General features: G+C 52.1%; 9 protein-coding genes. All 9 read right to left on the bottom strand.

Going from position 1 to position 16,234, the window contains the following annotated elements; translation table 11 throughout:
* Positions 1 to 29: 29 nt before the first annotated feature.
* The 9 genes from VNQ80_RS03895 to VNQ80_RS03855 are packed head-to-tail and all read right to left on the bottom strand — an operon-like array spanning position 30 to position 15,653.
* Positions 30 to 1,742, bottom strand: coding sequence for an alkaline phosphatase family protein (locus VNQ80_RS03895; protein ID WP_325636143.1), 1,713 nt, complete (start codon positions 1,740 to 1,742; stop codon positions 30 to 32).
* 11 nt (positions 1,743 to 1,753) lie between these two features.
* Positions 1,754 to 3,367, bottom strand: coding sequence for a DUF5008 domain-containing protein (locus VNQ80_RS03890; RefSeq protein ID WP_325636142.1), 1,614 nt, complete (start codon positions 3,365 to 3,367; stop codon positions 1,754 to 1,756).
* Between the two features lie 19 nt (positions 3,368 to 3,386).
* Positions 3,387 to 4,193, bottom strand: a complete 807-nt coding sequence (locus VNQ80_RS03885) for a hypothetical protein (RefSeq protein ID WP_325636141.1) — start codon at positions 4,191 to 4,193, stop codon at positions 3,387 to 3,389.
* 32 nt (positions 4,194 to 4,225) lie between these two features.
* Complete coding sequence (locus VNQ80_RS03880) at positions 4,226 to 5,749, bottom strand: RagB/SusD family nutrient uptake outer membrane protein (protein ID WP_325636140.1); 1,524 nt, start codon at positions 5,747 to 5,749, stop codon at positions 4,226 to 4,228.
* Positions 5,750 to 5,762: 13 nt separating this feature from the next.
* Positions 5,763 to 8,915 (bottom strand): SusC/RagA family TonB-linked outer membrane protein, encoded by a 3,153-nt coding sequence (locus tag VNQ80_RS03875; RefSeq protein WP_325636139.1) that lies wholly within the window; start codon positions 8,913 to 8,915, stop codon positions 5,763 to 5,765.
* Positions 8,908 to 10,008 carry a DUF5007 domain-containing protein gene (locus tag VNQ80_RS03870; protein WP_325636138.1) on the bottom strand — a complete coding sequence of 367 codons (1,101 nt, stop codon included), beginning with the start codon at positions 10,006 to 10,008 and terminating at the stop codon, positions 8,908 to 8,910. Before VNQ80_RS03870 ends, VNQ80_RS03875 begins: the two co-directional genes overlap by 8 nt.
* A 26-nt stretch (positions 10,009 to 10,034) precedes the next feature.
* The gene (locus VNQ80_RS03865; RefSeq protein ID WP_325636137.1) at positions 10,035 to 11,162 is read right to left on the bottom strand and encodes a discoidin domain-containing protein; all 1,128 of its coding nucleotides are present in this window, start codon (positions 11,160 to 11,162) and stop codon (positions 10,035 to 10,037) included.
* A gap of 16 nt (positions 11,163 to 11,178) precedes the next feature.
* A complete protein-coding gene (locus tag VNQ80_RS03860; protein WP_325636136.1) occupies positions 11,179 to 12,723 on the bottom strand; it encodes a RagB/SusD family nutrient uptake outer membrane protein in 1,545 nt (514 codons plus the stop codon).
* Between the two features lie 26 nt (positions 12,724 to 12,749).
* Positions 12,750 to 15,653 carry a SusC/RagA family TonB-linked outer membrane protein gene (locus VNQ80_RS03855; RefSeq protein ID WP_325636135.1) on the bottom strand — a complete coding sequence of 968 codons (2,904 nt, stop codon included), beginning with the start codon at positions 15,651 to 15,653 and terminating at the stop codon, positions 12,750 to 12,752.
* Positions 15,654 to 16,234: the final 581 nt, after the last annotated feature.

Raw genomic sequence — 16,234 nt, 5'->3', positions numbered from 1 at the left:
CGGTTAAATTAGTTAAATGAACAGCTCACTTATTGATCGAGCCATACCCGGCCATCCAATTGCCAGTTTTCTTGGCGCGGAACCTTGAGCCACGTCATGATCTGCACGGCAACATCAATATTGCGGGGCACTGTTTCGCCCAAATCTTCAGAACTTGGTGCACATACGTAGTCAGCAAGGGGATCGCGCGTGATGTTATCACCCGAAAGGGTCATGTGGCCTCCCAATGGTCCCTCATCTTTGATTTCATTGCCTTCAGATCCGACCACGGGCCACAAACCGGCAAGGAAATCGTGATAAGGATGGTCTTCGGGAACGCCGATTTCACACGAATATTGCCGCAGTACATCCTCGGGCAGTGCAACCTTCCAAAAACGGACGTCTGCAATGTAACAGTCTGCCTGCCCCTCCTCGTTTCGGGATCCAAGAATCAGCGGTAGGTCGTTGGTGATGCTACCGTAGTTCGTGATATTGACTTCGTTGTTGAATTGGCCGTTGGTATACGTGCGCACAAAACGCTCCCCGTCGCGGATGACGCCCACCACGGCAATGCTGTTCCATGTGGCATTGGCCAGGTTACCACCGTTTGTCTGGCCTACATTACCGCCCAATCCACGGGCGTTGAACTGCCAGCCGCGGCCTTCGAGGAAGATGGTCCAGCCCACGTCATCCCAGCTCCAACGGTTCCGCTTGGAGAGTAATGCCGGGTACCGGTATTCGAAGTTATTGTCCGGTCCAGGGTTTTTCTTGATTTTCAGTTCAATGGTAAACGCCGAGTTGTCCAAATTGTAAAAATCGTTGTTTCCGGCCGTTACCTCGCCGCGTACCTGGTCACGGAAATGGACAAAATCGCCCTGGAACCGGATGCCCAGGAACGGTTTGTTGATAATCCGCGTGTTGTACCTATTGGCGTAAAAAATGGTAAAAGTATTGACTTCCGGTTCGCTGAATATCGTGTTGTCGTTTTCCCATTCGGGGACTTCGAAATCACCACCTTTGCTCGATGTAATGACCACCAACCAGTTCTCCGAACTGTAATTGGGGCGGTCGCGCAGCGCTTGTAGGAGCTCGCCTACACGGTCGTCAAATTGGGTGAGTGCGGCTTGGTACTCCGGTACGGATAAATCGTAACCGTGCTGGCGTCCGGCCTCGTCTACATCGGTATAGTGCGCGGTTACTACGGTAATGTCGTCTTCGGTCAGTGCACTGGCTGCTGCTGCCTGTACCGCGGCATCGTTATCCAACAGCGTACGAGTATCGGCACCGGCCGTGAGGTGGTCGTGAAATGCCGAAGATGATGTATATACCTGCACGTTGCTCGTTGGTAATGCCTCTTTGATGCGCTCAAAAATCAATGGAAAGCTTTCCAGGTTGGCACTGGAAAAGTCATTTCCCACAACACCGTGCTTGTTTTTTTGCACACCCGTAAGCAAATCCGCCCAGTTGGTACCGTTCTGTGGCGATGTTTCCTCATCAGACAGTGACTCCCAAGAGTATATGGCATTCGGAAGCAGCGAGTGGATATGGGCGAAGTCACCCTCGCGTACCGATTTGCCGCGGGCGCCGTCTGCAATGATATAGAGCACACGTGGCGAGCCGAAAGCCACTTCAACCGAGTCGACCGGGTCCGTTTCCGGGATGACCTTAGCAAATTCCTGGTTGCATGACCAGATGAGGGTGGCGGCCATCAGGGCAAGTATGGCCGATGGGGATGTTATTTTGGTATGGATTGTATAACGCATGGTTTTACTAGTTATTCAATAATTACACGGATATAGTTGTATGCATCCTTGCTGTTGAATTGGCTGAATTCGCCATAGATAAGGAGTGCCCGGCGGCCATCCTGCCCCGTCGTTTCCACGATATTCTCTATTGTACCGTCGAATATGCCGGTCGCATTATAACCCGGTATGAGATTGCCCGATTCGTCGAGCACCATAAACCCGTTTCGCGCGACGCCATTATACGTACGGAAATCGCCGCTGACAATGATCTTCCCGTCGCTCAGCTGTTTGGCAAAGTTGGGGCCGCTGCCATCGAACGTTTTGGCCACAAACGATTCGTCGAGCGTGCCGTCTTCGTTCAATACCGCTACGCGGTTGGCAGGCTTTCCGTTGTACTGCCGGAAATTACCGGCAATGATGTATTTCCGTGTCGTAGCGTTATAAAAGAGTTTGGCGATGGACTGGTCGGCTCCCGATCCGCCGGGATTGAAGGTTCCGTCGACCGAACCATCGGTATTCAGGCGAAGTATCCGGCCGGCCGGCACGCCATCAAATTGGTTGAAACTACCATAAACCATAAATTTGCCGTTGTGTGTACCACCATCATGAACAATGGTGTAAACGTCACCATTGCCACCGGGGCGGAATCGGTCGGCAGCCTCGTCAAACCGGAAGGTCGAATCCAAGGTGCCGTCGGCATGCAACCGGGCCAAGTGCCGTACTTCCACGCTATCCATGATGACCGAATCGCGTGTTTCCAGCCGGTTGGGTTTATCATATTGCCTGCTGATGTAATAGCGGAAGCCGCCGCCTACTACGACCTTATTTCCTTGCGGATAAACACGGCCTACGTGCCCATCGAAGCCCCCGTTGAAACTCGGGTAGTATTTTATCGTATCCGACTGGTCTGGCCGCCGGAAGGGGCGAATACCCATCGTGTCAATGGTGCCGTTGCCGTTTAGCTTCGTGAGGTTACTGATGTCGGTACTCCGTTGCGAGTATCCGCTGAATGCGCCACCGATGAGGTAGCCGTTATTGAAAGGGACAATATCATTGAGGGCTCCGTTTGCGCCGAGACCGGAGCGTAGACTAGCATCGTAGGTGCCGTCAGAAAACGTACGGGCAATGCGGTTGATGCGACGGATGACGCCCTTGTTGTCGTAGTCGGTAAAGTTGCCGACCAACAGCATCCGTCCGTCTTCGGTCCAGATGACTTGCTCAACACTCCCGTCGGTACCGCGCGCTGCATTGAAGGTCGGGTCGACGTTGATTTTGCCGGTGACAGAAAAATTCGGACCGAATACCACGACGTCGCCGATGGAGACGGTGGTTACCCCCGTGCTCGCAAAATCGGGTACGATAAGCTTGATTTCCGTTTCCGTTACTTCGGTGATTTCCGCGATTTCACCGTTGAATCGGAAGACCAGCTCTTCGCGGAACGGCAGCAGTCCTGATGCTTTAATGGTGACCTCGGTGCCTGGAAGGCCGGAAGCGGGAGTGGGGGCCTGGTTCCGGTTCACGGTAATTCCCAAAGGCTCTTTTCCGGGTCCATACGGTTCTTCCGGTATCATTTCCTTGCTGCACGACCAGCAGCAGCACCCCAACGTGGCCAGTACAACGATTGTTTTTATTATTGATTGCATAGTTATCTTCGTTTACGTCTTATCGCTTGCTTTGAATGATATCATTGATGACTTCCTGCTGATTAAAGCCAAACCCAATAAAGCCAAACCCACGTCCAGTGAAGTCCAATACATGCACCACGCCGTTGCTGGGTTGGATGTCGGACGAAGCTACCGGCGCAGTGTTCCAAGATTCGGGAATAGAAACGTTGGGTATATACGAAATATGAAGCTGCCGGTAACCCATATACTTCAGTCGGGATTCGGTAGGTTTTCCCTCGTCGTTGACCGCATCGTTGAATACCACGCCGATGTTGCTCACCGTGTTGTTGTAAGCATAATAGTTCTGACCACCGAAGGTATTGAGCACACTGAAGTCGATCTGCGGGTAGTCGCTCAGCTTATGTCTGCCGTGAAACATATATCGTTGGAGGTATTTCCGCCAGATGGCCGAGTCGACATCGGCCAAGGTCTGGATGGTGTCCAAGCCGAGGTTGTAAAGCTGTTGGTTCGCGCCATTGCCCATCCAACCGGGATCGGTGCCTTGGTAATTCACCCGGCCAAGCAGCAGCTTGATATTCACATCGCTGGGCGAGAAGAAAGTCAATTCGTCGGCGGTGAAGTTCTCTTCCAAACCGGCCAGTCGTACCAATTGGCCAATCGTGTCGAGTTGCGGGTTTGAATCGAGGTATTCCAGCATCGTGCCGTTGAATGTTGGACTGGCCAACCCGCCGTCCAGGTAATAGTCATCGCGCTCGCACGATGAAGAAAGGCAAGCCAACCCCACCAGCAGCGGAAGGGCGGTGAACTGCCAAAATATGCGTCGTTTTATTGTATGCTCCATCATTTCAACTTTTTTTTTCACGCTGTATCTGTAATTTATCTGAAGTTGAGCCAATATTCATTGAGTACGACTTTCGGATTGTTTATCCGTGCCGATGGGTTTAAGGGCCATGTCCACGCCCTTCGGTTGTACTGGTCCGAGTTCAACGGGTTCCGTGCGAACGTGGGGTTCATGATGCGTTGCGTACGTACCAGGTCGAAATAACGGTGGCCCTCGCCAAACAATTCACGGCAGCGTTCCCAAAAGATGAAATCCCTCAGCTCCTGCCCGCCGGTACCGGTATATGGCGTAGCCTCGGCACGGTTGCGGATGAGGTTGAGCGACGCGATCGCTTCGGTGTCCCGCGATAGCTCAGCCAGTGCTTCTGCATGTAACAGGATGGCGTCGGCATATCGGAAAATCATGAACGTATTGTCGGGGTTGCGGTCTTCGTTGCCCGATGCATAAACGTTGAAGCCGAATTTGACTGCCGTGAACTGCCCGCTGTTTGACAGCATATCGTCAAACCAGAAATCGGCACGCTTATCGGCCAACCCGGCGGGGTATAGCTTGGCCATGTATGTATCGATGAAATAGCAATGGCTGATCTGGTTGTTGAAGCGTGGGAACTTGTACGGCCAACGCAGGAAATGGTCGCCGAAGGGTGACAGCGCCGCGTTGGCATCCTGGTAGTTGATGCTCCTGTAAAATTCGAACAGGCTTTCGTCCGACCGGCCCTTCATCACCGTGGCCCAGCCGTCTTCGGTAAGCGGGTAGAGCCGATAGGGGCCCTGCTGGATCAGCTCGGTACCCAAAGCGGCAACCTCGGCGTAATACTGTTCGCGCCTGTTGCGGTCAAAGCCGGCGTTCCACATGTTCATGTGCATAAGCAGGGCAATGATGCTGCCGCGGGATGCGCGCGCGCCTTTCAATGCCGGATCGGGAAACTGCCATGGAAGTGCGTCTTTGTGCGGGCGCAGGTCCTCCAAGCATTTGTTCAGTACGGATACCATGGGCTCGCGGGCCAATTCCTCGGCGTGGTAAGGGTCGGTGTAATAAACCACGTCGCCATACAGCCGCACCATCCAGAAATAAGTAAAGCAGCGCATGAAGGTCGCTTCAGCGATGTATCGGGATTTGTCTGTTTCGCTGAGACCGGGTATGCCTTCTTCCAGCTTGCTTATCAGGATATTGGCGGTTTGGATGACCTGGTAATACCGCTTCCAGTCCGTCACGTTGATATAATTATACCAATCCCACGGTGTGCCCGAAGAGATGACGGAAAGCATGTCGTTGTTACCGAGGAATTCGACTACCCTTCGGGCGCTGTAACTGTTGGCACCCGGCGAAGCGAACACTTCGCCAGAGCGTGTCTCGCCGATGGCTCCGATGACCCAACTCTCGTTGATTTTCTCGAAAAACATGCTGTACATATTGGCCACGTTGGCCTCTACATCACCTTTTGAAAGATAGAAGTTATTCCCGGTGAGCCGGTCTACCGGCTGTACCGTGAGGAATTCCTTGCAGGAGGAAGCGGTTACCGCCAAGGTGAGTATTATTATCCATTTAACTGTTCTCATAATCATATCGCGCTTAGAATCCAATGTTTAAACCGACGTTGTAGGTGCGGGGCACGGGGTAGCCCTCGGAAACATCACGGCCCATCGTCGTCACGTTTTCGGGGTTGGGGCCGGTAAACCTCGAGAAAGTATGCAGGTTTTCACCCGATATATACACCCGTAGGTTGTCCAGCCCCCATTGGCGGACCAGATCCCGCTCGAACATGTAGGAAAGGACAATGCTATTGATCTTGAAATAGGTGCCGTCTTCGGCCCATAGGGTCTGGTCAAAGCGTACCGGCCGTATGGCACCATAACGCTTGTAATCATAAACATACGGGTAAGTGGCCTGATCGCCCGGTTGGCGCCACATGTCCACGTCGTTCAACGGTACGACTACCCGATTGCCGAACGGATTGCCCATCAGGCCGAGACGCTGCGCAAGTGCATTGTTGAGGATCGTCCGTTTTCCGGTGAATGAGCCGTTGAGGTTAAAACCGAAGTTTTTGTAATTGAGCATGATGGATGCTCCGCCCGTAAACAGCGGCTGGGAGTTGCCCGTACGCTGGTAGTCTTCCGTGGTGAGGTAATAGTCGTTGTTGGCATCTTGGATCATGGGGTCGCCGGCTTGGAAGGCCTGGCCGTTGGTCTGGTAGCGGAGGCCCGTAACCGGGTCTACCGGCACGTCAGCATCCGTGGCAAACACGCCCTCGTTGACGTACAGGTAATTAGCCAAAGTGGCCCCGCCGACGCGCAGGATCACGTGCTGGTTGTACTGATTGACGTCAAAATCCCAGCGGATAAACTGGCCGGAATAGTGGTCGGGCAGCGAAAGCAACACATCTTTGTTGTAAGCGCCGTTTACCGAAAAGGTGAGGTTAAAATCGCTATCCAGGTTCAACGGACGGAACATGACGAACAATTCGTGCCCATAGTTGGCGATGCCGGCACCGTTGCTGAAGATTTTGTTAAAGCCGGTGGTGTTGGGCAGGAACTGCTCGAACAGCTCGTTTTCAACCTTTTTGAAATAGGTGTCATAAATCACTTCTACACGGCTGTTGAACAGCGAGAAATCGAGCCCGGCGTTGTATTGGGTATTCGTTTTCGGTTGGAGACCCGGATTTGGGATTTGGTCGAAATCCAAGCCGATGCCCTGCTGCCCGTTGTAGTTGCCGGTGATGTCGAATCTACCATAGATGCGTTCTAGGGTACCCGTAGGGATGATGTTGACACCCCAGCTCAACCTGATCGCGCCGTAGTCGAGCCATTCCAATCCTTCCAGGAACGGCTCTTTGTCGAAGTTCCAGCGGAGTCCGATGGCCGGGTTGCGGGCGTATAGGTTTTCAAAGCCATTGGCCGACGAACCATCGAGCCGGTAGGAGAGATCCACCACGTAACGTTTGTTGAAATCGTAAGATGCCGCCAAGGCGAATGAAGCGGCCCGTTCATCGGTATAGTCGTCCAACAATCCACCACCCCGCGAGAAGTAGCCATCGTACCCAAGGGGGCCTTGCAATTGGTCATTAGGACTCCGTTCGTTCCGCGTTACTGCGCTTTGACGCCCGGCGATGCGAAACTCGTTGAAGAAGTTGATGAATAGGTTATGGTTATCGTTGAATGTAGCCGAATAATTCAAGCTATTGCGGTTGTATAGTTGTGTGGTGCGTCCGTTGTAAGAGTACACCTCCGCGAATTGATTATTGGCCACAGCCGGTGTGAAGGTGTCTTCGGTCTTCGATTCGTACTCGTAACTTACGCTGGTGCTGGCGCGCAGTCCTTGGATAAATTCATAGCTTCCTTCGAGATTGGCGCGGATAAGTCGCGTCGCGTTATCGTTGTCTGTGGCCAGTACCGAACTGTGGCTGCCACCCGCTTGGTAAAAAGAAGGTGGCGGCAGCAGGGTAGAGGAAAGCCCGTTGCTTGCCACGCCGGTTTGCAACATACCAATGCCGTCGCCCACGCTTTGTTGGCCAAGTTGCCCCGTCACCGCTCCGATAATCTGGAACCGCCGGTCTTCAGGTTGATACTCCATGCGCAGGTTGGCGTTGTACCGCGTGAAGCCGGTATTGCGGATGATGCCCTGGTCGCTGAAATAGCCGAGGTTGGCTTTGTAGTTGAACAGTTGGTCGCCTCCGTCAATATGCAGGTTGTGGCTTTGGTTGTACTGGGTACGGTAATAATAGTCCTGCCAGTTGGTGGAGTTGTTCCAGTAGGCATTGAGGCTGTCGGAAAGAAACGGTGTACTTGAGATGTCCCAGATATCATTAACGGACATCGCATTGCCGTAGATTTGTTGCAGTTTGAGTTGCCGCTCCAGATTGCCACCCAGCGTTTCACGCAGCTTGGGTGGTGTACGGATGAATGAATTGTGCGTGTAGCGCACGCGCGGAATCGGTGAGTTTCCGCGCTTGGTAGTGATGATGATGACCCCATAGGCGGCCATTGAGCCGTAGAGTGACGTAGCCTGTGCATCTTTCAGGATTTCGATGCTGGCGATGTCTTCCTGCGGGATGAGTGAAAGCGGGCTGATGCCAGGGCCCTGCTGTTGGAAGCCGTATTCGGTAGCCCTGTCCGCATCCATCGGTATGCCGTCGATCACGTAGAGCGGTGATGTGGGCTGCAGGAAGGACTGGTTGCCCGAACCGGTCATCGACACCGTTGAGAGCCCGCGGATCTGGGTAGAACCACGAAAGCCGGGGGCACCCGTGGTTATCTGGGTGTTCATTCCCGGTACACGTCCTTGGAGCAATTGCTCGATGTTGGCCGTGGGGACGTCTTGCACATCGTCGCCACTCAAGCCGAAGGAAGAACCGGTACTTAGTTCTTTGGAGCGCTTCTGGTATCCGCGGATAACCACTTCTTCAAGTTGGTTGTCAAGCGGCGCAAGCTGTATGTTGAGGACCGTCCGTCCGGAGCCAACATTCTGTGAACGCTCATTGTAGCCTACGATTCGGAACACCAACACGGCATTGGCGGGCACAGATACCCGGAAATTTCCGTTATCGTCTGTGGATGTTAGCGCCCTGAGGGGCCTACCCGTTAATACGGTAACGCCGCCGAAAGGTTGCCGGTTCTCGTCAATGACGTGGCCGGTAACCGTTATATTTGTTTGGGCACGGGCAACATGGCCTTGAGACAGCAGGACTACTGCTGTTAATAGGGTGAACAATGCCTTCATGTTATTCATCTTCAAACTTTGGTAATTCATTTCTAAAATGGAATACAATCTCCCAGTCGCCGGGGCGGAAAATGCTGAAGTCCAAGCCGAATGTCGCATAGGTTAGCTCACCGCCGAACCCTTTCCGCGAATATTGGAAAGAAACGGAGGCATTGGTCCCACCGCTGGACGTGTATGGGGTCTGGAGATTCACCAGCGGGATGGGGTAGGCGACGTCGTATTGGACATATTCCGTTGTTTTCTCGATATTGAATCCATGCACCAACGTGCCCCACTTGGTTTCGTTGAATGCGTCGGGATCGATAAAATTGTCGTCAGGATCCATGAATTTAAAGCGCAGGTTGTGTCCATTACCGCCTTCGAACGGCCGGATATACACTACTACATCCTTGATCTGGTTGTTGCTTTGCAAGGGCCGGTTGGACTTCTCGCCGATTACATTATCCAACCGTGGGCGGATGTAGTCCCGCTTGTTGGGGTTTTCGGGGTCCGTAGGGTCCCGGGCCACATCTCCTGAGTATGGGTCGATATCATTCGACGGGGAGTACGGGCGTTCCAGCCAAGGGATGAATTGGAAATCAGGGATATATACCGTGCCACCCGTGTTGGTTACTTTAAGGTCGAAGAACCGCGTTTCTTGTACCAGTATGGTCGTGTCTTCCGGCCGCGGTTCAATCAGCTCACTATTGGCTGACGCCCAAAGGATGAATTGCCCCGATTCGCGTACCTCGAAAAGCGGCCGGTCTTCCAACTTCCGTTTCGCCTCAATCTCTTCGAGTGAGGTTTCAAGGCCGTCGTAGGCGGCTGTCCATACGTAGGTGGGCCTTACCTGGAATAGGTCGGTTACCGGCCGCCCGTCGCCGTAGCGGGCATTGACGATTTCAAACGTCAACGGCATGGTGGACGCGTCGGCATTGAACTGGCCCATGAGGTTCGTGCGTCCCAAGATTGGTTCCAATATCTTACTGCCGTAGTTGATGTTTTCGCTGATGTATTCTTTTTCTTCGGGAAGGTTGAACATTTTCTCACATCCCTGGAGAATGGAGCCCGCAACCAATATGCTCAGGCCTATGTTTCTCCGTATTTTCCTATTGCTTGTCATATACGCTCGTATTGTGGCATTAACTTTTAATCTTGTGCATCCCCATCCTCAGTTTGGTCGGGTGCGTTTACTGACCAATCGGCCATTTGCATGGTATCCCCACTCCGGTTACGAAGGATGTTGAGCCGGTAATATTGGTAAGCCACCCGATTATTGATGCGGTAGACTTTCATCTGAAAACGTTCTTCGAAAATCTCGCCGGCCCGTGAATCCAGGGTAACCCACGTTTCCCCGTCATGCGAAGCCTCAAGGTTCCAATCGATTGGATCGCGCTCGGGGAAGTCGTTGGCAGAAGTAATGGTATAGGCACCCGCAACGGTTGGCTCGTTCAGTTTGAATTGCAGCCAAGCCCCGCCGAAGCCCCCTAGCAGGAACTTGGTTTCGCGGTTTCCATCGAATGCAAATTGGGCGGCTTCGATATGATTTGGGCCACCCGAGTTTTCCCGGGAGGTGGACCACTCGCCGCCCACCAAATGGAACAGGTTGGGTGGTGGCGGTATGAACGTTAGTCGACTGATGAAATCGCCGAAACCGAACACGTGGTCACTGTTTACCACATGGACGAACGCGTTGTCGGTTTCAATATTAACAGAGCCGGTGGTCGTTGTGAACCAGTTACGCCGGAATTGGCTTTTCTTCGTATCGCTGAAATCGATGGTTTCCGGGCCGCCGTCGACGAATCCAGAGGAATTGGTATAGGCTAATTTCGCGTGCATCGGGTAGCCATGGCGTATCCCCTGCAAATTGACGCCATCTTGCAGCAGCATGGAATCCGTGGGGTATTTGCCGCGGATGATGTATTGCGTGAGCATGGTGTCCAAATGGCGTTGATCGATGGTGGCCAGGTATTCCGAAGGGCGGTCGGCCAGGTAACGGATGTTGTTGAGGTTGGTGATCGCCAATTGGAAACTTTCGTTGGTGAGCGCGAATACGGTAATGTTACTATCGCGGAGGGTCTGCTCCAGTCCTAACCGATCGATGACTTGCAGCAGGGAATCGTAGACACCGTGCTTACTCTGAAGGTAAGCGTAAGTGTCACCGTTAAAGTGCTTGTCGATTTCGTCAGGCTGGTAGTATCCGCGGTCTTTAGCGCAGGCGAAGACAAGCAGTAGAAGCACTAATGGATATCCGTATGATTTAATAACGTGTTTCATGTTGTTGTCCGATTCGTTATTTCCAATATTCGTTTTGAGTCAATTTCTTGTTTTGAGCCAGCAATGACGGTGCTACCGGCCATAGGTGGCCATTGTCAGCCAGCAGCGGTGCTACAACGGGGTGGCTAGGCCGGATGCGGTTGTAGCGTATCAAGTCATACCACCTGTGCCCTTCGCCCATCAGCTCCCGCTGTCGTTCGCGGAAGATGGAATTGAGCAGATCGCCGTTGATGTCTTCATTGTAAGGGTCTAAGCCGCGCCGTGTGCGGATGGCGTTGAGCATTTCAATGGCGCCTTGGCGTTCACCAAGTACGGCTAATGCTTCGCCACGGAGCAGCGTGATGTCTTCCAGCCGGGTAAATACCAGTGCGCTCGAATAGAAGCGGAAGGTAGGGTCGGAGACACCGCCCATGATGCATTTGATTTTGCTGAAAATCGGGTATCGGCCGTTGTAGTTGGTGAAGTAGCGATCGGATACAGGTGTGCCCAACGTATCGAGACTGAAGCGCTCATCTCCAGCTTCGTTGAAAATGCTGATGATCGAGTCTTTCGGCAGGTAAATGTCAGGAATGCGTTTATTAACCACCGGTTCGGCCAACGTGAGTTCTTCAACGTGCCCCGTAAATGATCCATCCACGTGTGCCCACACGAACGCGAAGCCGAAGAGTTGGTTGTGCCGTTTATCGTAGAAAAAGCCATTCGCATCGGTAAGGTGGCTGGTTGAAATATAGTCGTTGTTGCCGCGCTGGTAGTTGTCGATCACGAACTTGCTATAGATGGCCGCGTCGGGGTAGTTGCCCTGCCAAGCAGCAAGGTGGGCCAGTACCGCATATGCGGAAAGCTTACGAGCCAAAGCTCCATTCCAACGGCTCTCCGCTTCATTATAGTAATCTCCTTGTTGCTGTTCGTCGCCGGCACTGTAGCGATAGGGAAGGTCGGCCGCGGCGGCGAGCATTTCTTGCTCTGCCCATGCCAGTACCTTGGCTTGGTTTTCGCGCGGCTTATCTTCAAACCGGCCATCGTACGACGAGATGATGAGCGGCACATCGCCCCAGATACGTACCATGTAGAAATAGGCAAAAGCACGTAAAAAGCGGATCTGGGCAATATCAACCACCATATTGTTTTCGGTGTAGCGTAGATCTTTTTCGCGCACCTCGTGGATGCGTTCGAGGAATACGTTGGCCGAATTGATGACCGCGTACCACCGCCGCCAATTCGATACGGCTTCGATGCTGGGATATGATGCGGTGAGGTCTTGCATGATAATCGCGCGGAGGTCTTGTCGCGTTGGGGCGGTGAATTCACCCGCCCTGACATCGCCGTACAACCAGTGCGCATTGTGGTCTACCAATGCTGCCCGGACCAGTCCATAGGTGCCCATGATAGCCGCCCGGCTATCTTCGAGTGTGTTCCACATGTTTTTTTCGCCCACTACACGCGAAGAGTCAACGTCAAGCATCTTCTGGCATCCGCTCAATCCCACGAGCAAAACCATGCAGGGAACCAGTAGTTTTATCACACCTGTCAGGAATCGGTTATTTGTCGATTTATTCATCATTTCTTTTTTTTCTCTTGGCCAGTCGGTTATAAACTCATTCTAACACCCAATGTGTACGTCCGCGGTATTGGAAGCCCATAGCCTGTATCATACCCCATGAAGTCTGCCAGTTCGGGGTCCCTTCCGGTATACGGGGTAAGTGTAAACAGGTTATGGCCGGTGCAATAGATGAACATGCGGCCTATTTTCGAACCTTTGTTCAGCAGATCGGTCAGATCATATCCCAACGAAACGGTTCGCAACTTGATGAAGGATGCGTTTTCGAGGAAAAGATCCTGCTCTTTACGGTAGGGAATGACGTTGCTCCAGGGATTGTAAAGCGGATAGCGGCTATAATCGCCGCGTTTCTCCCAAAACGTGATCTCCTTCACCGAGTTCATTTCGGTAACCCCTTCGCGGTTGATGAAATCAAACCGGTTGGCCATTTCGGCATTCAGCACATTCCGTCCGATGTTGAAATAGAAATGTGCATCCAAATTCCAGTTGCCATACGTGAACTGGTTCATGAATCCGCCGACTACTTTCGGTAAAATCGTTCCCGTTAGCTCACGGTCGGCGTCATTGATGATGTTGTCTCCATTGACATCTACCCATCGGGGGTCGCCGGCGCGCAGCGGGATGCCGCTGTAGGTCATGGTATTTCCTTCGGCGGTCGGGACTTCGTCGTCCGTCAAGTATATGCCCTCGTTCTGCAGTATCCAGAAACGGTCGATGCGCTCACCCACTCGGAATAGCCGGTTGTTAATGACGATTTCGTTAAGCCCGCCGGGTAAGCTAACCAGCCGGTTGGTGTTGTAATTGAGGTTCAGCGATGGTGCCCAGGTGAAATTATCCTTTTTCACCGCATCAACACCCAATAGTAGCTCCACCCCCGTATTGTTCACATCCATGCCGGCGTTGTACGACTGGCGGTAGCCGAATTCGGCATACGAGGGGATGCCGAGCAACTGGTTACGGTCATATTTGGTGTACCAATCCAGGTTGATGCGGAAACGCTCATTGGCAAGTCCGATGTCTAACCCGATATTTAACTGGTCGCTATATGCCCAGGGGATGCCGTAGCCCGACCAGCCGAAATCATAGGGTCGGTTCAGCACGCCGAAGCCGTTGTAGCCGGGGGTGATTACGTTGCCGGTGTATCCCACAAAAGTGGAGTAGGAGGGGCCTTGGGAAAAATTGTCGAATACATTGAGGCGGCCTAAGCGCCCCGCACTGGCACGGAGGTTAAATGTAGAGAATGCAGCGGCATCCGCCAACAGGTCATTCTTGATGTTCCAATCAAACGATAAGGTCGGCGTAAACAGCCACCGGTTGGTGGGCTGGGCGTTAGACGAACCGTCGGTGCGCAGCAGGAGTGATACGGTATACCGGTTGTCAAAACGATAGGTGCCACGGCCGTAGAACGATACTAAGTTCTGGTTGGTATAATCCAAGAACTTGAAAACGAGTTCGCGGGGAAAGGCCAGGGGATTGAGGTAGTTGCCATCGTCGGGGTCCGATTCCAGTAGGTTGATTTTGATGAAATCGTTGATGCCTTTGTACGCATAGGCGTAGTTGTATTTAAAAGCGTCCCATTGCAGTACATTGCCGGCCTCGATCAGGAAACTGTGTTGGTCGCCGGTTGAAGCGTCATACGAGATATGATTATCGAAAATAAGCCGTTGGTTATAACCGTAGTAATTGGAAGCAAAGCTATTTTCTTCCATCAGCGTGCGCGGGTAGAACAGATCCCGTCCACTTTCATTATAGTCTACGGCGAGGCGGGAGGTAATCATTAGCCGATCGAGATCGAAGACCAGTTTGGCGTGCCCTTCAACGATGTTTGTTGCGTTGTTGTCAAAACTGTTGTCAAATTGGTTGAGGTACTGACTGTAAATGCGGTTGTTGGGAGAGAGCGGCGATGACAGATCAGGGATGTAGGACATCGTCGAAAACCGGTCGCGTAGCGTGCGGTTGCGGTCGCGTACCACCCGGTTGCCATTGATCATCGCCGAAAACAACAGCCATTCCGTCGGCTTCATGTTGATGTTGAAGAGCGCACTATAGCGCTTCATACCCGTTTGGTCGGCTACACCCTGGTTTTGCATGTGGCCTACGGCAAAACGGAAATTGGCACGGTCGCCCCCACCTGAAATATCGGCGTCGGCCGAGTAAACCAGCCCGTTCCGGTAATAGCTGTCGGACCAATCGGAAGGCCCATAGTACGCCACGTTCAATGAATCACTTAAGTATAAAGGATAGGCGTCGTCTGCCGAATACCGGCCAATGGCCGTGTAGCGGTCGTAAAACTGCTTTCGGAATGCGTTTTCGTAGTCTCCGTTGATCGTAGTGATGGTAGGGCGCTGAGCTACACCGATATACGAATTGAAACTGATGCTCCGCTTGGCACCGGGCTGCTTGGTGGTGATGGCGATAACGCCGTTGGCAGCCAGTGGGCCGTAGAAGGCGGTGTTTCCAACGTCTTTAAGCACCTGGATCGATTCAATGTTGTTCATGTCGATGTTAGTCAGCAGGTTAGTAGCCGTGCCGATACGGTCAAATTGATACTGCTGAATATCAAAAGCAAACGGGTGCTCGCCAATGAGGGGGATACCATCCAGTACGACCAGCGGTTGTGACTGGTAGATTTCCTTTTGGCCCAGGATAGGCATCGATATTCCACGGATATACATGGGCTGCACCGTTCCGGGTTCACCCGAATTCTCTTGTACATAAAGGCCCGGAGCTTGGTCCTTCATATACTGTTGGAGCGTCGCAGCGGGGAAACGTGCTATTTTATCCGCATCTAATGCCACGGTAAATACGTGCTGATCATTGAAAATGGAATCCCTTCCGGAAGGGAACAAGCCTGTTGCCGCTGAATCCACTGCAAGGCTATCTTGCTGCCCGGCAGCTTCCACTAAGGTGTCTTGAACTGCTCGATGAAGCACACCAGCTCGAAAAATAGAACCTGCAGACACTGAATGTATGGATAACATCAGTATACAGCCAATTAAGATTCTCATATTATGCATATATATTGGTTTTTCAGAATGTATCTTGTAAGGTTAATTCCGGTAATAGTCGGCACACGCAGTGCATACTCCGCGGATAAACTCGCATAAGTAAATAGCGTAACTAGCACGGCAGGCTTATCGCCGCTAACCGACACAACAATCAGTTGGGAATAGATGGCGAATGCCTACGCAAGCGCGACGACACGAAAACTAGGTAATGAATGTAAATACGATTCTCATAATTAATTTTTTCTTGGTTTTTTATTTAACAAGTTAATTTTTAACTGTGCTGGCTCGTTAGTCAGTGGTTAATAATAGTACTTGGTTTGCAACGGCTAAATTACAAACAAAAAACGTTTTAGCAAGTTTTTTTTTGTTTTTCTAAACGAATGACATGAAACACGCTATTAATGAGCTGTTTGCGATTGAATGTGTGGTGCTGAAAGAGTAATCAAACGTTTGTTTTAATTTTGTAATTAATAGCCATAAAATGAAGAATTTCTTAATTACTGTCC

It is taken from the genome of Parapedobacter sp. (assembly GCF_035556095.1).
Classification (GTDB): Bacteria; Bacteroidota; Bacteroidia; order Sphingobacteriales; family Sphingobacteriaceae; genus Parapedobacter.
This window is presented reverse-complemented; position numbering and strand designations above follow the sequence as displayed.